The organism is Saccharothrix sp. CB00851 (assembly GCF_001905065.1).
Classification (GTDB): domain Bacteria; phylum Actinomycetota; class Actinomycetes; order Mycobacteriales; family Pseudonocardiaceae; genus Actinosynnema.
In genome coordinates this window covers 391,763-413,962 of record NZ_LWLC01000034.1, presented here as the reverse complement: position 1 = coordinate 413,962, position 22,200 = coordinate 391,763, and the positions used below count along the sequence as shown (strand labels likewise).

At 72.8% G+C, this 22,200-nt stretch carries 18 protein-coding genes and 1 other RNA gene; 8 read left to right on the top strand and 11 right to left on the bottom strand.

Annotated features, from left to right (window positions below; genetic code table 11):
* Positions 1-170 precede the first annotated feature (170 nt).
* The 8 genes from A6A25_RS30740 to A6A25_RS30705 all read right to left on the bottom strand — a co-directional run bounded on the left by A6A25_RS30740 (position 171) and on the right by A6A25_RS30705 (position 7,984).
* Positions 171-1,781, bottom strand: a complete 1,611-nt coding sequence (locus tag A6A25_RS30740; protein ID WP_073896092.1) for a DUF6345 domain-containing protein — start codon at positions 1,779-1,781, stop codon at positions 171-173.
* A 200-nt stretch (positions 1,782-1,981) separates the two neighbouring features.
* Positions 1,982-2,382, bottom strand: an RNA gene (gene rnpB, locus A6A25_RS30735) — RNase P RNA component class A.
* 82 nt (positions 2,383-2,464) lie between these two features.
* Positions 2,465-3,592: a bifunctional RNase H/acid phosphatase gene (locus tag A6A25_RS30730; RefSeq protein WP_073896090.1), complete on the bottom strand. Its 1,128-nt coding sequence runs from the start codon at positions 3,590-3,592 to the stop codon at positions 2,465-2,467.
* Entirely contained in the window at positions 3,589-4,326 is a 738-nt protein-coding gene (locus tag A6A25_RS30725; protein ID WP_073896088.1) for a zinc ribbon domain-containing protein, read from the bottom strand. Before A6A25_RS30725 ends, A6A25_RS30730 begins: the two co-directional genes overlap by 4 nt.
* Entirely contained in the window at positions 4,323-5,150 is an 828-nt protein-coding gene (locus A6A25_RS30720) for a Nif3-like dinuclear metal center hexameric protein (RefSeq protein WP_073896086.1), read from the bottom strand. The genes A6A25_RS30725 and A6A25_RS30720 overlap by 4 nt, the downstream gene beginning before the upstream one ends.
* Entirely contained in the window at positions 5,147-6,190 is a 1,044-nt protein-coding gene (cobC, locus tag A6A25_RS30715; protein ID WP_073896084.1) for an Rv2231c family pyridoxal phosphate-dependent protein CobC, read from the bottom strand. The genes A6A25_RS30720 and cobC overlap by 4 nt, the downstream gene beginning before the upstream one ends.
* A gap of 40 nt (positions 6,191-6,230) precedes the next feature.
* Positions 6,231-7,220, bottom strand: coding sequence for a polyprenyl synthetase family protein (locus A6A25_RS30710; protein WP_241828991.1), 990 nt, complete (start codon positions 7,218-7,220; stop codon positions 6,231-6,233).
* Between the two features lie 296 nt (positions 7,221-7,516).
* Complete coding sequence (locus tag A6A25_RS30705) at positions 7,517-7,984, bottom strand: hypothetical protein (RefSeq protein ID WP_143193498.1); 468 nt, start codon at positions 7,982-7,984, stop codon at positions 7,517-7,519.
* Positions 7,985-8,049: 65 nt separating this feature from the next.
* Between A6A25_RS30705 and A6A25_RS30700 the strand changes: the two genes are divergently transcribed.
* The 4 genes from A6A25_RS30700 (at position 8,050) to A6A25_RS30685 (ending at position 11,383) form a co-directional block, all read left to right on the top strand.
* Positions 8,050-8,505, top strand: a complete 456-nt coding sequence (locus tag A6A25_RS30700; protein WP_073896229.1) for a low molecular weight protein-tyrosine-phosphatase — start codon at positions 8,050-8,052, stop codon at positions 8,503-8,505.
* 662 nt (positions 8,506-9,167) lie between these two features.
* On the top strand, positions 9,168-9,971 hold the full coding sequence (locus tag A6A25_RS30695) for a fructosamine kinase family protein (protein WP_073896227.1): 804 nt from the start codon (positions 9,168-9,170) through the stop codon (positions 9,969-9,971).
* A 4-nt stretch (positions 9,972-9,975) separates the two neighbouring features.
* A complete protein-coding gene (locus A6A25_RS30690; RefSeq protein WP_073896081.1) occupies positions 9,976-10,539 on the top strand; it encodes a DUF1349 domain-containing protein in 564 nt (187 codons plus the stop codon).
* A gap of 16 nt (positions 10,540-10,555) precedes the next feature.
* Positions 10,556-11,383, top strand: coding sequence for an SURF1 family cytochrome oxidase biogenesis protein (locus A6A25_RS30685; RefSeq protein ID WP_073896079.1), 828 nt, complete (start codon positions 10,556-10,558; stop codon positions 11,381-11,383).
* Here A6A25_RS30685 and A6A25_RS30680 read toward each other — a convergent pair.
* Positions 11,301-12,293, bottom strand: a complete 993-nt coding sequence (locus A6A25_RS30680; protein WP_073896077.1) for a cobalamin biosynthesis protein — start codon at positions 12,291-12,293, stop codon at positions 11,301-11,303. The two genes, A6A25_RS30685 and A6A25_RS30680, sit on opposite strands and share 83 nt — an antisense overlap.
* 51 nt (positions 12,294-12,344) lie before the next feature.
* On the opposite strand from A6A25_RS30680, the gene A6A25_RS30675 reads away from it, so the two are divergent.
* Genes A6A25_RS30675 through A6A25_RS30665 form a run of 3 tightly spaced genes read left to right on the top strand, consistent with a single transcriptional unit; the run spans position 12,345 to position 19,200 of the window.
* Positions 12,345-13,826, top strand: a complete 1,482-nt coding sequence (locus A6A25_RS30675) for a DUF2397 domain-containing protein (RefSeq protein ID WP_073896075.1) — start codon at positions 12,345-12,347, stop codon at positions 13,824-13,826.
* Entirely contained in the window at positions 13,826-14,992 is a 1,167-nt protein-coding gene (locus A6A25_RS30670) for a TIGR02678 family protein (protein WP_073896073.1), read from the top strand. Before A6A25_RS30675 ends, A6A25_RS30670 begins: the two co-directional genes overlap by 1 nt.
* The gene (locus tag A6A25_RS30665; protein WP_073896071.1) at positions 14,989-19,200 is read left to right on the top strand and encodes an SbcC/MukB-like Walker B domain-containing protein; all 4,212 of its coding nucleotides are present in this window, start codon (positions 14,989-14,991) and stop codon (positions 19,198-19,200) included. The genes A6A25_RS30670 and A6A25_RS30665 overlap by 4 nt, the downstream gene beginning before the upstream one ends.
* A gap of 161 nt (positions 19,201-19,361) precedes the next feature.
* Here the strand turns inward: A6A25_RS30665 and A6A25_RS30660 are convergent, their stop codons facing one another.
* Entirely contained in the window at positions 19,362-19,739 is a 378-nt protein-coding gene (locus tag A6A25_RS30660; protein ID WP_073896069.1) for a MerR family transcriptional regulator, read from the bottom strand.
* A 112-nt stretch (positions 19,740-19,851) separates the two neighbouring features.
* Between A6A25_RS30660 and A6A25_RS30655 the strand changes: the two genes are divergently transcribed.
* On the top strand, positions 19,852-20,925 hold the full coding sequence (locus A6A25_RS30655; RefSeq protein ID WP_073896067.1) for an alkene reductase: 1,074 nt from the start codon (positions 19,852-19,854) through the stop codon (positions 20,923-20,925).
* Between the two features lie 40 nt (positions 20,926-20,965).
* On the opposite strand, the gene A6A25_RS30650 is transcribed toward A6A25_RS30655, so the two are convergent.
* On the bottom strand, positions 20,966-22,168 hold the full coding sequence (locus A6A25_RS30650) for an ROK family transcriptional regulator (RefSeq protein WP_073896065.1): 1,203 nt from the start codon (positions 22,166-22,168) through the stop codon (positions 20,966-20,968).
* Positions 22,169-22,200: the final 32 nt, after the last annotated feature.

The following is a 22,200-nucleotide window of genomic DNA, read 5'->3' as shown; positions in this document are numbered from 1 at the left end:
CACTCAGCACAGTCGATCTTGTTCTGAGTGTTCAACTCGGGTGTTCCGAACGTAGGACACGCGCGACGCGAACGTAGGACACGCGCGAGGTGAGCGTTGGACTCTCGAAGGTGAAGGGGTCCCTTCCACCCCCAGTGGGGAAGGGACCCCCTCGGCTCACGCGTGCCGGGTCAGCTGGCGCCGGAGATCCGCCAGTAGCCGTACGTCGGCAGCGTGTCCGGGCCGACCGGTCCCTTGTTCCAGAAGTAGTCGTCGAAGTTGGCCAGGCCACCGGAGCCGATCGGGCCCATGGTCGCCCACGTCACGGACGCCGGCTGGGTGTCGATCGACGCCTGCGCCCACGCGTCGCGGACCTTCATCGGCTTGTTCCACCACAGGAACGGCGTGCGCACCAGGTAGTTCGCGAACTTCCCGCCGTGCACGGCGGAGTGGTACGACACGGTGTCGAAGCTGTTGATCTGGTGCAGCCCCCGGAACGCCTTGCCCCAGCGCGCCGCCCAGCTCTGCCCGCCCGCCGAGCCCTGCAGGATCGAGCAGGTGAACAGGCTCATCCACTCGACGTCCCTGTTGCCCCAGCGCGCCTCGTCCTTGGACAGGAACGTGTCGGTGTTGCTGCTGCACCCGGCGAACGAGAAGCCGGTCGGCGAGCCGTGCCCCTGCCAGTAGGTCATGTCGACGTCGTCGGCGTAGAGGTGGTCCTGGCCGCCGGGGAACACCGGGTCCTTGAAGTCCCGCTCCCACGCGTTGTGGTTGACCCAGCTGAACTGCACGGGCACGCCCGCGGCGGTGAACCGGTTGTTGAACGACGCCAGGTTGTCCGCCGTCCAAGGCAGGCCGGAGCACGGGCCGGTGCCCTCGCTGCCGACGTCGATCCGGCTGGTCCACTGCGGGCTGAACGCGCCCTCCTCGCGGGGCGGGTCCACCGGGCCGGGCTGCGGCAGCCGGGCGTCCACGGCCGCGCCGACGACCACCGACTGCACCGCAGCGCCGTCGGAGTTCACGCCGTCGCACCGGAACCCGGGCTCCAGCTCGTCGACCTTCTCGCTCAACGCCGGCGCCTCGTACACGTACGACACCCCGGTCGGCCGCACGCTCGCGCCGAACACCTTCGCGCACCGCTCGCGGCCCTCGTCCAGGCCCAGCACCGGCACGCTGCCCGCCTTCACCAGTTCACGGGTGGCGTAGGTGAGACCGGCGACGGCGCCCTGGCCGTCGAACGCGATCCGCAGCTTCGCGCCCGGACCCTCCAGCGGCACGCCGTCGAGCGTGAAGGCGAACGACACCGCGGTGTCCAGCGGTGCCGTCACGACCGCCTTCTGGTTCGCATCGACGATCTCGAACGTCGTCTGCCGGGCGGTCGGGGTGGCGTTGGCGGGCAGCAGGCCGACCCCGCGCAGGGTTTCGAGGGCGCGCTTGGTGGCGTCCTCGACGGGGATGGCGCGCAGCCGCCTCAGGGCTTCGACGTCGAGCGCGGTCTGCGCGGTCTCGGCGCCTTCCTCGTCCGGCTTGCCCGCGCCCAGGTCCAGGCCGGGCACGCGCAGGTAGGTCGACTCGTCGGCGAACGACACCGTGCCGTCCTCGGCGAGCCGGACGTCCTTGAGGCCGAACGCGCGCTGCAGCGCGGCGGCCTCGTCCGGGGTGCGCCCGGCGGACCGGACCTCGTACACCGGCAACTCCGCCGGTGCGGCCGTGGCGGTGGCGGTGGCCCCCGTGATCGCCGCCGCACCCATCAGGCCGGTCAGGGCGAGCCAGGTGGCGGCCCGCCTGCTGTTCGTGGACATTGCGGTTCCCTCCTCGTGGTACCGCGGGGCAGGGCCCGTGGTCTGCGGGGAGGACGGCGGCCGGCCGGGGTTGATACCGACAACCACTCGAACGGCCTCATTTGTGTAACGCCGTTGGCGCGCATGGGATCTACAGGCGGAGAAGTAGCCCGCCGGGGAGCCGGAAAGGCCGAATGGACGCGCCCGATGGGCGGAAAGGGCGGATGAGCCGGCATGTAAGCCGGATTCTGTTCCCGGGCGCCTCGCGGCGGTCCCGTTCGGCGGCCATCCATCTCGGCCTGCCGTTGCCGACAGGCTCTTGCGGCCTACCCGCAGGCATCGGACGGGCCGTCCTCGAACGCCTGCGCAGGTGCCCTGGGGCACCCTCTTGGCCTTGCTCCGGGTGGGGTTTACCTAGCCGTTCCCGTCACCGGGAACGCTGGTGGTCTCTTACACCACCGTTTCACCCTTACCCCGGCTCGCACCGGGGCGGTCTGTTCTCTGTGGCACTGTCCCGAGGGTCGCCCCTGGTTGCCGTTGACAACCACCCTGCCCTGTGGAGTCCGGACTTTCCTCGGCGACGGCGCTCGCGCACCGCCGACGCGGCCGCCCTGCCGACTCATCCGCGGCACCAGGATACCGGCGCGGTGGACCGGTTGACGCCGGCGGTCGCGCAGGCCCGGTTCCGGCGCGAACGGACCCGGCTAGCCCAGGTGCGACGTGTCGTTGACCAGCCGCACGGACGCGTGCCCGTCGGGGTAGAACTCGACCACCGACAGCGACGCGAGGTCGAGGTGCAGCCGGAACAGCAGCGACGGGCCGACGTCCAGTCCCATCCGCAGCAGGCACTTGATCGGCGTGACGTGGCTGACGACCACGACGTTCGCGCCGCCGAAGCGGGACACGACGGCGTTGCGCGCCCGCCGCACCCGGTGGTGCACCTGCTCGAAGCTCTCGCCGCCGGGCGCGGGCACGGACGGGTCGCCGAGCCACCGCCGGTGCACGTCGGGGTCGCGTTCGGCGGCTTCGGCGAAGGTGAGGCCCTCCCACGCGCCGAAGTCGGTCTCGATCAGGTCGTCGTCCCAGGTCAGCTCGGCGCCGGTGGCCGAGGCCACGGCCCGCGCCGTCTCCCGCGCCCGGCCCAGCGGCGACGACACGACCGCGACCAGGCCCTCGACCTTGGCCAGCCGGCGCGCGGCGGCCTCGGCCTGCCCGCGGCCGACCTCGGTCAGCGGCGGGTTGCCGCGCCCGGAGTAGCGGCGGGCCACCGACAGCTCCGTCTGCCCGTGCCGCAGCAGGTACAGCCGGGTCGGCTCGCCCACCGCGCCGGTCCACGACACCGGTGACTGGGTGGCCGCCGCGTCCGGCTGCTGCGGCTCCGGCCGAACGGCCTCGGCCTTCTCCGGCTGTGCCCGTTCCTCCTGGGGAACGCCCGCCTGGTCGTCCATCGCCCGGTTCGCCAGCCGGTCGGCGCGCTGGTTGCGCTCACGCGGGATCCACGTGTAGCCGACCCGGTCGAACCCCCGCGCCACCTCGCGCGCCTCGGCGACGAGCGGCTGCATGGACGGGTGCTTGACCTTCCACCGGCCGGACATCTGCTCGACCACGAGCTTGGCGTCCATCCGCACGTCCACCTCGGACGCACCGAGCTCCGCCGCCGCTCGCAGCCCCGCGATGAGGCCCCGGTACTCGGCCACGTTGTTCGTCGCGATGCCGATGCCCTCGGACCGCTCGGCCAGCACCGCGCCCGACGCGTCCAGCACGACGGCGCCGTACCCGGCGGGCCCGGGGTTGCCGCGCGAGCCGCCGTCGGCCTCGACGACGACCTTCACAGACCCGATTCCCCGGTGCGCACCATGATCGCGCCGCACTCCTCGCACTGGATGACCTCGTCCGCCGCCGACTCCTTGACCTTGGCGAACGCGTTGCGGTCCAGTTCGATGCGGCACGCGCCGCAGCGCCGTGACTGCAGCAGCGCCGCGCCGATGCCCTTGTGCGTGCGGACCCGCTCGTACAGCGCCAGCAGCGGCTCCGGGAACTGGCCGGTCACGAGCCCGCGCTCGGAGGTGCGCTTGGCCTCGGTCGACTCCAGGTCGGCCAGCGCGCTGTCGCGGCGGCGTGCCGCGTCGGACAGCGCCTCCTGCGCCTTGTCCAACGCGACCCGGGCGTGCTGGATGTCGGCCTCGACGGCCTCCCGGCGTTCCATCAGCTCCAGCAGGTCGTCCTCCAGCGCGCCGCGGCGGCGGCCGAGGGTGGCCAGCTCGTGCTCCAGGTCGGTGAGCTGCTTGGCGCCGACCGAGCCGCCCTGCAGCAGCTTGCGGTCGCGCTCCTCGCGGGCGCGGACCTGGTCGATCTCGGTCTCCTGCCGCTTGACCTCGCGGTTGAGGTCGCCCAGCGTCGTCTCGATCGTGGTCAGCGCGTCCTGCTTGGCGCGGAACTGCTTCTCCGCCTCGGCGATCTCCGCGATCTCGGGCAGCGTGCGGCGCCGATGGGTGACGCGCGACAGTTCGGCGTCGACCTGCGCGAGGTCGAGCAGCCTGCGCTGCACGGCGGGATCGGCTTTCACTGGGGTCCTCCTGTTCGGCTCGTCACGCCTACGGTCCACGGATCGGTCCGGCGGGTCGAGACGAGGACTTCGACGGTACCGCCGAGGGCGGTGCGCACGACGTGGGCCGCCTGTCCGCACCACGGCCACTCACTGGCCCAGTGCGCCACGTCGACCAGGGCGGGCCCGCCGGCGGCCAGGTGCTCGCCCGCCGGGTGGTGGCGCAGGTCCGCGGTGACGTAGGCGTCCACGCCCGCGCGTGCCGCGGCCGTCAGGTAGCTGTCGCCCGCGCCGCCGCACACCGCGACCCGGCGCACGGGCCGGTCCGGGTCACCGGCCGCGCGCACGCCCCACGCCGTCGTGGGCAGGGCCTCGGCGACTCGTCGGGCGAAGTCGCGCAGCGGTTCGGGGCGGTCCAGTTCGCCGATGCGGCCGATGCCGGTGTCGGCGCCCTCGTCGGCGGGCACCAGCGGGCCGGTGACCCGCAGGCCGAGGGCGTCGGCCAGGGCGTCCGAGACGCCGGGCTTGGCCGCGTCGGCGTTGGTGTGCGCGGTGTAGAGGGCGACGCCGGCGCGGATGAGCCGGTGCACCAGCCCGCCCTTGGGGTCGTCGGCGGGCACGCCGGTGACGCCGCGCAGCATCAGCGGGTGGTGGGCCACGATGAGCTGCGCGCCCACCTCCAGCGCCTCGTCCACTGTGGACTCGACCGGGTCGACGCAGAACAGCGCCTTCGACACCGGTTCGGCGCGGTCGCCGCAGACGAGGCCGACGGCGTCCCAGGACTCGGCGGTCGCGGGCGGGTAGGCGGCCTCCAGCACGGCCAGCACGTCCCCGAGCGTGGTCACAGCTCCTCCAGCACGACTCGCAGGGCGTCCACCAGCAGCGCGAACTCCTCGGGCGCGCGGACCGCGACCCGCAGGTGGTCGGGCGTCAGGCCGGGGAACGTGTCGCCGCGCCGCACCGCGATCCCCTTGTCCCGCAACGCCTCCCGCACCCGCTCGCCCTGCGGCACGCGCAGCAGCACGAACGGCGCGTCCGGTGGCACGACCACCAGATCACCCAGCCGGGCGACGGCGTGCGCGGTGTGCTCTTGGGCCTGGCGGGCCAGCTCCTCGGCCTCCGCCACGGCCGACGGCTCGCAGCACGCCGTGACGGCCTCCAGCACCAGGCTGCCCACCGGCCACTGCGGCCGGGGCAGCGCGAGCCTGGCCAGCAGCTCCGGCGCGCCGAGCAGGTAGCCCGCGCGCAGCCCCGCCAGGCCCCACGTCTTGGTCAGGCTGCGCAGCACCAGCAACCCCGGCACGTCCGCGCGGCCGGCCAGCGACTCGGGCTCGCCGGGAATGGTGTCGGCGAACGCCTCGTCCACCACGAGCACCCGGCCGGGCCTGCTCAGCGACGCCACCACGTCCGCCGGGTGCAGCACGGACGTCGGGTTGGTCGGGTTGCCCAGCACCACCAGGTCGGCCTCGTCGGGCACCAGGTCGGGCCGCAGCCCGTAGTCGTCCTCGGGCCACAGCTGCACCCGCTGCACCGGCACGCCCGCGTCCCGCAACGCCACCTCGGGCTCGGTGAACGACGGGTGCACCACCGCGGCCAGGCACGGGTGCAGGTTCGGCAGCAGCGCGAAGCCCTCCGCGGCGCCGTTGAGGACCAGCACCTCGTCGGGGGTGCGGCCGTGCCTGGCGGCGACGGCGGCGCGGGCGCGTTCGTCGGCGGCGGCGGCCGGGTAGGAGCCGAGGCCGTCGAGCGCGGCGACCAGGCGTTCCCGCAGCCACGGCGGCGGCGCGGGCAGCCGCACGTTCACCGCGAAGTCCGCGAGCCCGGGCGCGGCGTCGACGTCCCCGTGGTGGCGCAGCAGCGCCCGGCCGGAATCCTGGCTGGTCATCGCCGCGAGTCTAGGCGATCCGCGCCGGGCGATCCGCGCTCTACCCGATCTGCGAGGCGGCCCAGTCCAGGTAGGCGCCCGGCAGCTCGCGCAGGATGCCCAGCGCCTCCGACTCCGGCAGGTCCGGCAGCGCGTGCACCGCCTGCGCTGCCAGCGAGGTGCAGTGCGCGAGCGTGTCCGCGACCAGGCTGGTCTGCCGCAGCTCCGCGAGCAGCCCGGCCACCTCCGCGTCGGTCAGCTCACGGCCGCGCGTGGCGAGCAGCGTGCGCTGGTCGTCGGTCAACACCCGCAGCAACGGGAACGTGTAGACGCCCTGGCGGAGGTCGTTGCCGACCGGCTTGCCCAGCCGCTGCGACGTCGAGGCCAGGTCCAGCAGGTCGTCGAGGACCTGGAACATCAACCCGAACAGCGCGCCGAACCGGGCCATCCCGGCGGTGGTCGCGTCGTCGGCGTCGGCGCAGTGCGCGGCCAGCACGCACCCCACCTCGAACAGCGCACCCGTCTTCAGCTCGATGGACCGCAGGGCGTTCTCCGGGCTGCGGTGCGCGTCGTAGAGGTCCACCACCTCCAGCACCTGGCCCTCGACCAGGTCGGTCACGGCCTGGGCGAGCCTGCTCGCGGCGAACGGCGAGATCCGGTCCAGCGCGGCCTGGCTGGCACGGGCGAGCATGAAGTCGCCGACCAGCACGGCGGGGCCGGTGCCCCAGTCCGCGTTGACGGTGCGCACGCCGCGCCGTTCCTCGGCGTTGTCCATCAGGTCGTCGTGCACCAGGGAACCGGCGTGCAGCAGTTCGACGCAGGCCGCGGCGGTGACGGCCTTGTCGGTGATCGCGCCGGACACGGCCAGCGACCCGGACAGCACCAGCACCGAGCGCAGCCGCTTCCCACCGGCCGCGGTGATGCGGCCGGAGAAGTCGTTCACGATCGGCAGGGACGACGACGTCGCCAAAGCCCGGATCTCGTCCTCGACCCGCGGCAACGCCCTGGCGAGCGCCGGCATGGTCGGCATGGTCGTCTGCGCTGTGGACACACGATGATCGTCGCGCGCCCGACCTGAGAGCCCGCTGAGACGACCGTCAGAGCATCGAGACCGCGACCGCGAAGAACACCAGCGCGAGGCTCAGCACCAGGTGCACGACCGAGGGCACCTCGCACCTCCCGGCACGGCACAGCGGCGGCTCGGTCATGGCCGCTCGCCGCCCTGTCCTCGCGTCGACGGCTCCGAATTGGACGGACGACCCCGCCGCCCGCCGCTTGTGCGCGTCATTCACATTCCTTCCCGACACATTCCCCACACCATTGGCGTCGGAATCGCGGGCCGGCTCGTTACTCGTTATCACGCTTTCGCAGACTCTCTTCCGCCGCCGACAGCAGCCGCGCCCGGTCCTGCCGGGCCAACCGCTTCCGGTCCCGCTCCCGCACCCATGCTCGCACGTCGTCGGCACCCAAGCCGACCGCTTCACGGTAGAAATCCTCCCCGAACCACCACCACACCCGAATGCCGTACCGAGCAATGCGCACAGGCTGTTCCCGCCGCAACACGTCGAGTGACGAGAAATCGGCGACGAGCACCGGCGGGCACCCCGTACCGACGAAGAAATGCCTTTTCCGGAACCCGAAACGGTGGTGCGTGAAGAATCCGGCGTTCGGGTCGGGAGCCAGCCCACCAGGCGATGTCACGGGCCGTGGTCGGGCGAACGCGGGCGTCTCCGGCCACGACCGGCGGTGCACCACCACCCCGACGACCACCAAGACCACGAGCAGCACGACAACCAACACCACAACCCCGGACATGCTCCGACCCCCAACGCGAGCGGTCCTCCAAGCGCCCGGACCTGGCAGACTGACCCGCCGTGACGCTGACCGTCTCGTTCATCTGCACCGGCAACATCTGCCGTTCCCCCGTGGCCGCGATCATATTCCGGGAGCACCTGCGCCGAGCCGGCCTGGGTGACCTGGTCGAGGTGACCAGCGCGGGCACCGGCGGCTGGCACGTGGGCGACCCGGCCGACCCGCGCGCCGCCAAGTCGTTGGCGGACAACGGCTACCCAACCACCCACGTCGCCGCCCAGGTCGACGAGAACCACCTGGACGCCGACCTGCTGGTAGCACTGGACTCCGGTCACGCCCGATCACTGCGGCGGATGATCACCGACCCGGAACGGGTCCGACTGCTGCGCTCGTTCGACCCGAACGCCGACGGCACCGACGTCCCCGACCCCTACTACGGCGACAAACCCGGCTTCGACCTCGTGGTGGACATGGTCGAGGCCGCCGTCCCCGGCCTGCTGGCCTGGGTCCGCGAACGCCTCTGACCCGACCCCACCCGCACCACGCGAGCTTCATCACCGAACCCCTGTTCGACCACTCCCCTACCCTCGGCGGCCTCCCCACACCCACACCCCCCGCCCCGGACGGCGCGGGACGTCGCCGACGAGCGCGGAGTCGGTCATACCGGCGCGTGTGCAACCAGGACGCACTTGCTCACCTCACAAAAGGAGGGCTTCGTGTCATCCCGCCGACCTGGCGCAGCCCTACCGCACGTGTCAAGGGGGCACCTGCCGGCATGACCGGCGCGTCGGGCTGGAACGGCCCCTTGACGCGTGTGGTAGCCCGGAGGGAGGTCGGTGGGATGACACGGAGTCCGGACCCACAGCGCAACGGGAGTTCCCGACACAACCAGACCCCGAACGGCACCGGGGGATGTCATCCTGCTGATCTGCCCGTCCGGCGAGGACTCTTTTGATCTTTCGAGCTCCCACCCCGCACCGGCCCTCAGCCACCGCTACGCAGACGTCCCCGCCAAGGGGACCCCTGCTTTTACCCTGCCACCCCAGACCGACAATCCGGAAGCACCAACCTCGCACCTGTGGACAACCGCCAAACCGAGGGAGCGCCTGTGGACAACCTCGGACCCACGCGACCCACGCGAGCGGCGACCGAGCAGCTGACCGGCGCGATCGAGCAGCTGACCGGAATGCCGGCAACCTCCCTCCGGCAACTCGGCGGCACGGTCTGGGAAGCGCACCTGCCCGACGGCAGCCAAGTAGTCGTCAAACGCCACGACGACCCGAACGCCGCCTTGGCCGAGGCAACCTCCCTGACCTGGCTGGCCACCGCCACCGCCGAAGCCCCACCCCTCCCCCACCTCCGCAACCACACCGACCACTGGCTCGTGATGGACCGGATCGAACCGGGCCACCCGACCCCCACCGCCGCCGAGGACTTCGGCCGTCGGCTGGCGGCACTGCACGCCTCCGGCGCACCGGCCTTCGGCGCCCCACCACCCGGCGGCCCGACCGAGGCGTCGATCGGCCTCGCACCCATGCGCAACCTCGCCTCCCGAGACTGGGCCGAGTGGTTCGCCGAACACCGGATCGCCCCCTACACCAAGCTCGCGCTCGACGCGGGCACGCTCACCCCAGCCGAAGCCCGCACCATCGAGAACGTCCGAGTCCAAGCCCCGGACGAACCGCCCGCCCGCCTGCACGGCGACCTGTGGAGCGGCAACGTGCACTGGGCCGCGGACGGCCGCGCGTGGCTCATCGACCCGGCCGCGCACGGCGGCCACCGGGAGACCGACCTGGCCATGCTCGCCCTGTTCGGCTGCCCCCACCTGGACCGCATCCTCGCCGCGTACCACGAGGCCGCACCACTGGCCGACGGGTGGCGTGACCGCCTTCCGCTGCACCAGCTGTTCCCGCTGCTCGTGCACGCCGTGCTGTTCGGCCGCGGCTACGCCCAACAGGCGTTGTCGGCAGCCCGTTCGCTGCCATCATGACCCCATGAAGATCACGGCGTTCGACCGCGACGACTGGCAGTGGCTCAACGAGCCGCGCACCTGGACCGACGAGGACGGCCTGACCGTCACCAGCGACCCCGAGACCGACTTCTGGCGCACCACCCACTACGGCTACGACCGCGGCAGCGGCCACGTGCTCGGGGTGCCGCTGGCCGGTGACTTCACCATCGCCGCCTCGTTCACCGCGGACTACGCCGCCCAGTACGACCAGGCCGGCATCGCGCTGTGGCTCGACGACCGCAACTGGATCAAGGCCGGTGTCGAGCTCGTGGACGACGAGTTCCAGGTCAGCACGGTCGTGACCAGGGACTTCTCCGACTGGTCCGTGGTGCCCGCCGGGCGCGTGGGCCGCGTCACGATCGCCGCGGTGCGCGAGGGTGACGCGGTGACCGTCCGCTACGGCGTGGGCGACGCCGAGCCGACGACCCTGCTGCGGCTGGCGTACTTCCCGCCCGAGGTCCAGACGCTGGTCGGCGTGATGGTGGCCGCGCCCACGGGCCCCGGTTTCACCGCCCGCTTCGACCGGGTGCAGGTCACAACGGCCTAGGGCTTACCGTGGTCACGTGCGGTTGAGGTTCCTGTTGCAGCCCGGTTGGCTGGCGTTGACGCTGGCCGTCTGGGTGTTCGCGGGCGCGTGCTTCACGCTGCTCGCGCCCTGGCAGTTCGACCGCGACACCGAGCGCGACGCGCAGAACAACGCGGTCACCTCGTCCCTGCGGACCGACCCGGTGCCCGTGACGACGCTCCTCGACCGGCCCAACGCCGAGGTCGAGTGGCGCCGCGTCACGCTGACCGGCCGCTACCTGCCGGACGGGCAGGCGGTGGCACGGCTGCGGACCGTGCAGGGTGAGGCGGCGTTCGAGGTGCTGACGCCGTTCCGGCTGACCGACGGGCCGACCGTGCTGGTCGACCGGGGTTACGTGCGGCCGGTCAACGGCATCAAGGTGCCCGACCTCAAGCCCGTGCCGACCGGTGAGGTCACGCTGGTCGCGCTGGCCCGCCGGGACGAGTCGGACAACCGGGACGCGTTCCAGGAGGACCAGCACCGGCAGGTGTACTCGGTGAACGCCGCCGTGGTCGGCCGGGCCGCCGGGCTCGACCTCCGACCGGGCTACTTCCAGCTCACCGAGGGCCAGCCCGGTGTGGAGGAGGCCCTGCCGCTGCCGAAGCTCGACGCGGGCCCGTTCTTCTCCTACGCGTTGCAGTGGATCGCGTTCGGCGCGATGGCGCTGGGCGGTTGGCTGTACTTCACCGTGCGCGAGATCCGCCCCGGCGGTGCGCTCCGCCAGGAAGCAGGCACGGCGAAGGTCAGGCGGAAGTCCGTCGCCGAGCAACTCGCCGAAGACGAACGACTCGCCCAAGACGAGAACCGGGCCGCGCGAGCGCGATGACCGCGGTCACGGCCGCCGCCGACGCGCCGACCACCCGCGACAGCTCCACGGCCCGCGTGACGTGACCGGCGTCGGGGTTGCGGCCGTGCCCGAGCACCGGCCGGTCCTCCGCGCCGTGCGCGTACACCGTGCGCCCGCCCAGCCGCACCTCCAACGCGCCCGCGAACGCCGCCTCGACCTGACCGGCGTTCGGGCTGGGGTGTGCCGCCGCGTCCCGCCGCCACGTCCGCCACGCCTCACTCGCCGACCCGCCGACCACCGGTGCGCCGGCCGCGGTGAGCAGCGCGGCCAACCGTGACGGCAGCAGGTTCGCCACGTCGTCCAGCCGGGCCGCCGCCCAGCCGAACCGCCGGTACCGCTCGTTGCGGTGGCCGACCATGGCGTCGAGGGTGTTCGCCGCCCGGTAGCCGAGCAGCCCTGGCACGCCCGCGACCGCGCCCCAGAACAGCGGAGCCACCACGGCGTCGGACGTGTTCTCCGCCACGGACTCGACGGTCGCCTTCGCCAGGCCCATCGTGTCGAGCTTGCGCGGTTCCCGCCCGCACAGGTTGGGCAAACGATTGCGCGCCGCTTCGAGGTCGCCGCCGTCCAGCTCGCGGCCCATCGCGGTGCCCTCGTCGGCCAACGACGCCCCGCCGAGCACCACCCACGTCGCCGCGGCCGTGCTCAAGGCTTGGAAGACCGGGCTGCGTCGCCCGAGCCGCTCCACCGCCACCCCGGCCAGGACCGTGCCGCCGACGAGCACCGCCGTGTGCGCCGCACCGCCCACCTGGTGGTCGCGGTACAGCCTGCGCTCCAGCGCCGCCGCCGCACGGCCGAATCCCGCTACCGGGTGATACCTCTTGGGGTCGCCGAACACCGCGTCAGCGGCCACGCCCAGCACCAACCCCACCGCCCGCCCCAGACTCACACGGGCACGGTAGCCCGCACGTGTCGGACCGCCGCATTAGGGTGGCGCACCGTGGAACCAGCCGGCCGCCTCAAGCTCTACGCGTACCTGGACGCCCGTGATCACCAGCGCACGTACCTGGCGATCATGCGGCTGTTCACGTCGACGCTGCTGGCCGACCTGTCCGCGGGCGAGGTCGCGGGCGCGTTGGCGGGCGCCGAGCGGGAGGGTCGGGTCGAGCCGGGCGAGTCGCGCATCGAGAACGTGGTCAACCGGCTCCGGCAGCTGGTCGAGTGGGGCAACCTGGTGCAGGGCAGGCGCGAGGTGGTGGCGTCCAGCATCGCCGAGTTCCAGCACGGCAGCGTCCGCTACCAGGTCAGCAAGCTCGCGGTCCGGGTCCAGCGCGACGTGGACGAGCTGCTGCGCGTGCCCGAGGGCGCCCGGGAGGTGTCGCGGGAGCTGCTGCCCGCCGTGGAGCGCGGCCTGGACCGGCTGGGCCGGTCGCTGTCGGACGCGTTGATCAGCGGCGCGCCCCGCACCCGCGAGGTGCTGGCCGAGCAGGTCACCACGCTGTTCCTGCAGCACGCCGAGCTGGCCGCGACCGTGCGCGACTTCTACGCCTACCTCGGGCAGGTCGTGACGCGGCACCACCTGGCGGCCGAGGAGATCTCCGGGTTCCGCAACCTGCTCGTCGAGTACATCCAGATGGTGGTCGAGGACGTGCTGCGGCACACCCCGGCCATCGCCGACGCCCTGGCGAGGGTGAACTCCGCGCGCTCGGAGCTGCTGCGCCTGCTGGGCCGGGCCGACCTCGGTGACCAGGTCGAACGGGCCCGGGGCCGGTCGGCGGAGGACTGGCAGGAGCTGACCGACTGGTTCGTGGACCGCCCCGGGCGGCCGAGCCAGGTGACGGCGCTGCGCGAGGCGACGGCACGCGCGATCGGGTCGCTGCTGGCGAGCGTGAAGCGGGCGACGTCCGGTGGCGGGCTGCTGCCGAGCCGGCGGGCCGAGCTGCTGAAGCTGGCCGCGTGGTTCGACGCGGGCACGCGTGAGCGGGCGCACGAGCTGTACGCGGCGGCGTTCGGGCTGTACTCGGCGCGGCACGTGTCACCCGCGCCCGAGCACGACAGCGACAACGAACGCACGCCGTGGCGCGACGGGCCGGTGGTCGACGTGCAGGTGAGCGTGCGCAGCCGCAGCGACCGGGGTGCGCGCGGGCGGACGTCGAAGATCCTGGACGACCCGATGACCGAGCAGTCGCTGCTGGCCGAGGCACGTGAGGCCGACGAACGGCGGGCCGCTTCGGTGGCGGAGTTGGCGGCGGCGGCGCCCCGGTTGGCCGAGACGACGTTGTCCGGTGAAGCGCTCGGGGTGCTGTGCGAGCTGCTGACGTTGGCGATGGCGCAGCGCGACACGGCGGCCGACTCCGGTTCGGCGACCGACCCCGTGCGGGGACTGCGGGTGACGGTGGAGCACGCGGCCGGTCGGGCCACGCGGATCCGGTCCGCGGCGGGGACGTTGACGCTGCACGACTCGACGTTGGTGCTCGACTGATGTTCGACGACCTCTCCGAGATCGACGCGGCGAACGTGGTGCGCTGCGCCCGCACGCTGCTGCGGCGGCCGTTGCTGCGCGCCGACGGGCCGGACGGCGAGCTGGTGGCGTTGGTCTACCGGCACCGCGCGGCGCTGCAGGACCTGTTCGCCCGGCTGCTGGGCTACCGGCTCGTGGTGGAACGGCGGTTCGCGCGGCTCTACAAGGCCGGGCCGGGCCCCGACGACTCGCGCGGCGTGCTCGGCATGTCGCCGCGCGGGTACGCGTACGTGGCGCTGACGGCGGCGGTGCTGACCGGGATCGGTCGGCAGACGTTGCTGTCGCGGCTGGTCGCGGACATCCGTGCGGCGGCGGTGGAAGCGGGGTTGACCGTCGTGGACGACGTGGCCGACCGGCGGGCGTTGACGGCGGCGTTGCGGCACCTGGTGTCGTTGGGCGTGCTGCACGAGACCGAGGGCACGGTGGACGTGCACACCGAGGCGTTGATCACCATCGACACCGACCTTCTCGGCCAGCTGTTCACCGGGCCGGTGGCGGAGGCGTCGTCGCCCGAACGGCTGGTGGAGTTGGCGGCCCGGCCCGGTCCGCGCGGTGTCGAGCACGCGGTGCGGCGCAAGCTGGTGGAGAACCCCGTCGTGCTGTACGCGGACCTGCCGCCCGAGCAGGCCGAGTGGTTGCGGCGCAATCAGCGCAAGGAGTCCGCGCTGCTGGAGACGTGCTTCGGCCTGCACACCGAGTGCCGGGTCGAGGGCGTGCTCGCGGCCGACCCCGAGGACTACCTGACCGACCTGTACTTCCCCGGCACGTCCACGGTGGCGCGGATCGCGTTGCTCGCGTTGCCGGAGCTGCTGGAGTCCGATCCCCGTGCTGACGGGCGGCACGTCGTGGTGCCCTCGGAGCTGCGCGAGGTGTGCGCGCGGTTGGTCGAGGACTACCCGACCGCGTGGTCCAAGCAGTTCACCGACGACTTGGAGCGGCTGGTCGCCGAGGTGCTGGAACTGTTGCGCCGCATGGGGTTGGCGGTGCACTCCGACGGGGAGTGGCTGCTCAACGCCGCGGCGCACCGGTGGCTGCCGTCGCCCGACGGCGACCCGGAACGCGAAGTGGAGCCTGTGGTCGTGCCGGACGTGCCCAGCTGGTCGTTGTTCGATGAGGAGACCGCGTGAACAGGTGGCGGCTGCACAGGGGCGGCATCGTCAACATCTGGCAGTACACCGAGCAGACGTTCGACTTCTCCGGTGGGCGCGCGATCTTCCAGGGCACCAACGGGTCCGGCAAGTCGCGCACGCTGGAACTGCTGCTGCCGCTGTGCCTGGACGGTGACCTGCGGCAGGTCGGCTCCAAGGGCTTCGACACGGTGTCGCTGCGGCGGCTCATGCTGGACGACTACGACGGCGGGCCCAACCGGATCGGGTACGCGTGGGTGGAGCTGACGCGGGGTGACGACGAGTACCTGACCTGCGGGTTGGGGGTGAAGGCGTCCAAGACGTCGCAGGCGATCACCGACTCCTGGCGGTTCATCACGTCGTCCCGGGTCGGGCACGGCTTGACGTTGGTCGGCCCGGACCGCACGCCGCTGGGACCGGCGCAGCTGCGTGACCTGATCGGTGCGGACTGCGTGCTGGAGGAGGCGGCGTTCCGGGCGCGCGTCGCCGAGACCGTGTACGGCGTGCCCGCGGCCCGGTACGGCGACCTGCTGCACCTGCAGCGGACGCTGCGCAACCCGGACGTCGGGCTGAAGGTGCTGGAAGGGCAGCTGGAGCAGATCCTGTCCGACGCGCTGCCGCCGTTGGACGCGGCGATGGTCGAGCAGCTGGCGACCTCGTTCGACGACCTGGAGTCGATCCGGGAGAACATCACCCGGCTGTCGGCGGCCGATGCGGCGCTGGGGACGTTCCTGAAGACGTACTCGGACTACGCGTTCGGCGGGTTGCGTGCGGCGGCGGAGCGGTTGGGTGGCGCCGAGGACGGGGTGCGGAAGCTGGAGCGCGCGGCGGCTCGGCTGTCGGCGTCGTTGGAGGAGACGCTGGCGGCGCGTGCGGCGGCGGAGCACTCGTTGGCGTCGTTGGAGGCCGGTGAGCAGCAGGCCGAGGAGACCATCGGCGCGTTGAAGGAGCTGCCTGCGTTCCGCGACCTGCAGGACTTGCAGACGCGCGAGAAGCTGGTGGCGGAGAAGCGTTCGTCGGCGGTGGCGGCGTTGGACATGGCGAACAAGCAGCGGTTGCAGGAGGACGGCGCGGTCGACGGCGTGCTGCGGCTGCTGCGGCGGTTGGCCGAGGACCTGGGGTCGGCGCAAGAGCTGGTCGAGCCGTTGCGCCACCACTTGCGCGTGGCCGGGCTGTCCACTGCCGCGGTGCCCGACGTGCCTGTCGTGTCCACTTTCGACGCTGTGGTTCGGACGGAGTCCGTGCGGGCGAAGCCGGACCCGGAAGCCGAGCCGTTGCCGATCGAGCGGCGGGTGCCGCCGGCGTCCGACGTCGACTCGGACGTGCTGGAGGCAGTGGCGGCTCGGGCTTCGGAGATCGGTTCGTCGGCCCGGCAGCGCGGGGCGCTGGCGCTGGCGCTGGCCGCGCAGGCGGCGGAGTTGGACGTGGCGCAGCGGCAGGTGGACGCCCTCCGGCAGACGGCGCGGGACGCGCAACACGCGGCGACCGAGGCGGCGGCGCTGCGCAACCAGGAGGCCCAGGAACTGGCCGAGGTGGCGCAGGGCTGGCTGGCCGAGGTCGGGTCGTGGCGCGACTCCGGCCCGTTGGCCGAAACCCAGCCCGACTCCCCCCTCGTCCTGCCCACCTCGGTCGACCCGACCGCCGCCCGAACCCTCACCACCGCCGCCCGTGAGTGGGTCGCACCTCTCGTCACCGCCGCCCGGAACGGCGCCCACACGGTCGTGCGACGCCGTGCCGACCTGATCACGTCGATCAACACGCTGGACGCCGAACTGTCCGGCCTGCGCTCCGGAACCGCCCAAACCCCCGACCGCGGCCGCTTCACCGCGCCGGACAGGGACAACACGACCGGCGCCCCGTTCTACCGCCTGGTCGACTTCCACCCGACCATCGACGACTCCGCCCGCGCGGGCTTGGAGGCGGCCCTGGAAGCCTCCGGCCTCCTGGACGCCTGGGTCACCGCCACACCATCGGGTGAACCTGACCCGAATATGTACGGAAACACTGTTCTCGTACCTCGGTTGAAAACCAGCGGACCCGCCGAAACCACCACCCCTGCCTCGACCCATCCCGTCCCCCACGACCCGCCGGCCACCCCGGGCAGCGACGCGCCGGTCGTCTCCGCGCCCGTGCCTGCGCCTGTGCCTGCGCCGCACGACGTGCTCGCCGTACCCGGCACCCCGGTGGACGGCCCGTCCCTGGCGACGGTGCTGATCCCGGCCGTCGAGCCGAACTCGCCGGTACCGGCCGCGGTGGTGGCGGAGTTGCTCGCGTCGGTGTCCCTGCGCGCCCTGGCACCGGTGCCCGCCGCGTTCGCGGTGTCGCCGGACGGGCGTTGGCAGGCGGGCGTGCTGACCGGCGCGTGGCACAAGGACGCGGCGGAGTTCATCGGGGCGGGTGCCCGGGAAGCGGCGCGCCGGCGCCGGATCGCGGAACTGGAGGACGAGCTGGCCGGCCTGCGCGCCGAACTCGGCGTGGCGGAGGCGGACCTCGCGGCTGCACACGGTCTGGTCGAGCGGTGGGAGGGTCATCTTGAGCGCTTCCCCGCCGACCGCGAACTGGTCGCGCGGCACGGGCGCCTGCAGGCCGCGCAGGAATCCGCCGATCGCGCCGCCCGCCGAGCGGAGGAGTTGCGCGACGAGCTCGCAACCGCCCAAGCGCGCGGTGAAGCGGCGGCGGCCGAGGTCGTGCGCCAGGCCGGCGACGCGGGCCTGCCCGCCACCACCGAGGGCCTGCAGCAGGCCCAGCAGGCGGCAGCCGAGGCGCAGCGGACGGCCGACCGGTTGGGTGACGTGCTGCGCCGCCAGTGCCGCGGCACGGTGGCCGATCTCACCGATGCGTCCCACCGGTACCACGCGGCAGTGGAGGATCGGGTGGCGGCGGAGGTCGATGCGGAGGCGCGGTGCGTCGACTACGCGTCGCAGGCGTCGACGTTGGCCGAGTTGACCGACGCGATCGGCGGTGAGGCGAGGGAAATCGCGGAGCAGCTGTCCACTTTGGAGCGTTCGCGCCGGGAGATGCGCGATGAGCTCAAGGGTGTGCGCGAGCAGGTCGCGTCGGCGCGCGAGCAAGCCGCGAAGCTGAGCGCCCAACTCGAAACCTCGGCCGAACAGCTCGCCTCCGCGAAGGACGCCCTCACCCGCGCGACCGAGCACTTCAAGGCCACCGTGCAGGCACCCGGCATCCTCGTCGCCGCACTGCCGGACGTCCCCGACGACGTCACGTCGGTCCGCGCCGCGCTCATGACCTCCGACCGGCGCGGCGCGGGCGAGGCGACGGTGATCACCAAGCTCCAGGCGCTCCAGACGTCACTCGCGGGCAGTCACGACATCGCCGCCGAGCAGCACGTCGGCCTGCTCACCGTCACGGTCACCGGAGAGGAAGGCGCCCGCCCGGTCGCCGTCGCCGCCCGCCGGGTCACCGCGAAGCTGGCCGAACAGCGCGGTTTCCTCGACGAGCAGTACCAGAACATCTTCGCCGACTACCTGATCCGCGACCTCGCCGAGTGGCTGCGCGGGCAGATCGCGGTCGCCGAGGACCTGTGCAAGCGGATGAACGAGGTGCTCGGCAAGGCCCGCTCGAGCCAGGGCGTGCACGTGAAGCTGGCGTGGAAGCCGTCGGCGGCGTTGGAGGAGGACACGCGCGACGCGTTGGCGCTGGTCCGCCTGCCCTACGCGGAACGGGACCCCGAGCAGGACGCCACGCTGCGCCGCGTGTTCACCGAACGCATCGAAGCCGAACGTGACGCGCACACCGGCAACTACGCCGAGATCCTGTCCCGCGCCCTCGACTACCGCACGTGGCACCAGTTCACCGTCACGGTCGCCGACACCGGCCCGGACGGCAACCCGCGCGAACGCCGGTTGCGCCAGCTGTCGTCCGGCGAGACGCGGCTCATCTCGTACGTGACGTTGTTCGCGGCGGCGGCGTCGTTCTACGACGCGGTCAGCGGCGAGTTCGAACCGCTGCGGCTGGTGCTGCTGGACGAGGCGTTCGAGCGGCTGGACGACCCCACGATCGCCCGCATGCTCGGCCTGCTGGTGGACCTCGACATGGACTGGGTGATCACCTGGCCGAGCGGCTGGGGCGTGTCCGACAAGATCCCGCGCATGCACATCTACGACGTGCTGCGGCCCAAGAACGGGCGTGGTGTGGCGTGCACGCAGACCACGTGGGACGGCGCGGCGCTGGACCGGGTCGACCCCTAGTGCCGCGACCGGTGGCCTTCGCCCCGTGTTCCGCCGGTCAGATGGGTGGATCGGGGTGCCGGCCCCACGTCCTCATCCTGGTCGGATGGGGGCGTGGGGCCGGTGCCCCGAGGCGCCCCGCTGGGCGCCGGAAGACGAGGTGAAGGCTGCCGGTCGCGGCACTAACTCACACAGGCGACCTGCCGGGCGTCGCGGTGCGCCTGGGCCACGACCATCAGGGCGTCGAGCGCGTCACGGGTGCGCAGCAGCTCTTCGATGTGGGCGGAGAGCCGCTCGCGTTCCTTGGCCATGCGCTCCATCGCGGCGTCGGAGTTCTCGTCGCTGGGCGAGTCGAGGCACGGCAGCAGTTCGGTGATGGTGCGGCTGGACAGTCCGGCCGCGTACAGGCGCTGCACGAACGCGACCCGCTCGACATCGCCCTCCGTGTACAGCCGCTGCCCGCCGGCGCTGCGAGTGCTGCGGAGCAGACCCTGCTCCTCGTAGTACCGCAGCGAACGAACGCTGACCCCGGCCCGCGCCGCGAGCTCGCCGATCCGCATCTCACCCTCCCCGCTGTGACCCTGGCCGCACGACTTGCCTCTCACATTGACGTCAGGTTTTAGCGTACTCGTCGGTCCCTCAAGGGCCTCGACCAGTACGAAGGAGTCCGGCATGACCACGCTGTTCGACCGCTACCGCCTCGGGAACCTGGACCTGCCCAACCGGGTCGTGATGGCCCCGATGTCGCGGGTCCGGGCCGCGGCCGGTGGCCTCGCGACCCCGTCGATGGCGGCCTACTACGCCCAGCGCGCCACCGCCGGGTTGATCGTCTCCGAGGGGGTGCAGCCCAGCCTGGTCGGGCAGTCCAACCCGGGCACGCCGGGCCTGCACACCGACGAGCAGGTGGCCTCCTGGCGGCCCGTCACCGACGCCGTGCACGCCAACGGTGGGCGTATCTTCGCCCAGATCATGCACGGCGGCCGGGTCTCGCACCCCGACACCACCGGTTTCCAGCCGGTCGGGCCGTCCGCCGTCGCCGCCGTGGGGGACGTGTTCACCCCGAACGGACCGCAGCCCACACCGATCCCTCGCGCCCTGGCCACCTCCGAGGTGCCCGAGCACGCCCGCTCGTACGCCGACGCCGCCCGGCGTGCCGTCGAAGCCGGGTTCGACGGCGTCGAACTGCACGGCGCGAACGGCTACCTGATCTCGCAGTTCCTGTCGTCCAACGCGAACCTGCGCACCGACTCCTACGGCGGTCCGATCGTCAACCGCATCCGGTTCGCCGTCGAGGCGGTCGCCGCCACGGTGGACGCCGTCGGCGCGGCCCGCACCGGGATCAGGCTGTCGCCCGGCGGCACGTTCTGGGGCGTCGAGGAGACCGAGGTGCCGCAGCTGTACGCGGCCCTGCTCGCGGAACTCGCCCGCTTCGACCTCGCCTACGTGCACCTGGAGGCGACGGCCGACGAGGAGGTGCTGATCGGGCTGCGCCGCGCGTGGCCGGGCACCCTGGTCATGAACCCGGTGGTGCCGATGGGCCCGGAGCAGACCGACCGGACCGCCGCCGACCACTGGCTCGACCTGGGCGCGGAGCTGATCAGCTTCGGCCGTGCCTTCATCGCCAACCCCGACCTGGTGGAACGGCTCCGCGGGGACCTGCCGATCGCGCCCGTCGACCCGGACACGTACTACCAGGGCGGTGACGCGGGCTACCTGACCTACCCGGCCTACCAGTACGCCGCCTGACCAGGGCAGTGGTGCGTTCCCGGCCGGGAATCCACACCAGCTAGACCACGGGGCTGGGCGTGCGGCGGCGCACACCGCCCGCGGCCAGGAAGTCGGCCACCGGCAGCGTCGCCGCACCCAGTGCGACCGATTCGGGCCCCAGCTCGCACAGGGTGATCGACGCCTGCTCGAACGGTCGGTGCAGGGCGTGGCGGGAGGCCTGGGTGCGCACGTCGTCCAGGATCCGCGCGCCCAGCAGCAGCCCGGCCCAGCCGCCGAGGATCACCTGCGACGGGTTGAACAGGTTGATCAGGTTCGCGATGCCGAGCCCGGCGTAGCGGGCGGTCTCGGCGAGGACGTCCCGCGCGGCACGCGAACCGTCCGCGACGAGCGCCGCCAACGCCGCCTCCTGCTCGGCCGGCACGTCGGCCTTCACCGCGCGGTACCGGTCGACCACGGCCGACGCGCCGATGTACGCCTCCAGGCACCCGTGCGCACCGCACCGGCACGGGCGGCCGTCCAGCGCGACCGTGGTGTGACCCCACTCCCCCGCGCCGCCCGACGAACCGCGGTAGAGCACGCCACCGGTGATGACGCTCGCGCCGACACCCGACCCGATCAACGCGACCACCGCGTCACCCGTGCCGCGGCCCGCGCCGAACCACACCTCGGCCTGCCCCAACGTGTTCGCACCGTTGTCCAGGAACAACGGCAGGTCGGTGCCGGTCCGCAACAGCTGCTCCAGCGCGACGCCGTGCCAGCCGACGGTCTGCGCGTACACCCGGCCGCGCTCGACCTGCCCGGGCACACCGATGCCGACCCCGAGCACGTCACCCACCCCGCTCGCGGCGAGGCACCGGTCGAGCCCTTCGAGGACCCGCCGCGCCACGTCGTCGACCGAGTGGACGTCCGGCTCCATCGGGAACGTCGCCTCCGCCAGCCGCTGCAACGTCAGGTCGAACACCTCGACCAGCACGTGCGTCTCACCGACGTCGACACCCACCACCGCCGCGTGCGCCGGGTCGACCCGCAGCAGCACGCGGGGCCGCCCGCCGTCCGAGTCGACCTGCCCGGCCTCGACCACCACGCCGTCGGCGATGAGCTCGGCGACCACGTTGCTGACCGATGCCTGGCTGAGCCCGGTGACGCCCGCGAGTTCCTGCCGGCTGCGCGGTTGGTCGAAGTACAGCGCGCGCAGCACCCGTGCCCGGTTGCCGGCACGCAGGTCGCGCACGGTCAGTCTGCGGTGCACGGCGACCCCCATCGGGCGAGTAGGACCACGGCCGCCACACGGGC

Coding starts and splice junctions, on each gene's coding strand:
- A6A25_RS30740 (WP_073896092.1), bottom strand. CDS start 1,781: ATGTCCACGAACAGCAGGCGGGCCGCCACCTGGCTCGCCCTGACCGGC.
- cobC (WP_073896084.1), bottom strand. CDS start 6,190: ATGACCAGCCAGGATTCCGGCCGGGCGCTGCTGCGCCACCACGGGGAC.
- A6A25_RS30705 (WP_143193498.1), bottom strand. CDS start 7,984: ATGTCCGGGGTTGTGGTGTTGGTTGTCGTGCTGCTCGTGGTCTTGGTG.
- A6A25_RS30695 (WP_073896227.1), top strand. CDS start 9,168: ATGCCGGCAACCTCCCTCCGGCAACTCGGCGGCACGGTCTGGGAAGCG.
- A6A25_RS30690 (WP_073896081.1), top strand. CDS start 9,976: ATGAAGATCACGGCGTTCGACCGCGACGACTGGCAGTGGCTCAACGAG.
- A6A25_RS30670 (WP_073896073.1), top strand. CDS start 13,826: ATGTTCGACGACCTCTCCGAGATCGACGCGGCGAACGTGGTGCGCTGC.
- A6A25_RS30660 (WP_073896069.1), bottom strand. CDS start 19,739: ATGCGGATCGGCGAGCTCGCGGCGCGGGCCGGGGTCAGCGTTCGTTCG.
- A6A25_RS30655 (WP_073896067.1), top strand. CDS start 19,852: ATGACCACGCTGTTCGACCGCTACCGCCTCGGGAACCTGGACCTGCCC.
- A6A25_RS30650 (WP_073896065.1), bottom strand. CDS start 22,168: ATGGGGGTCGCCGTGCACCGCAGACTGACCGTGCGCGACCTGCGTGCC.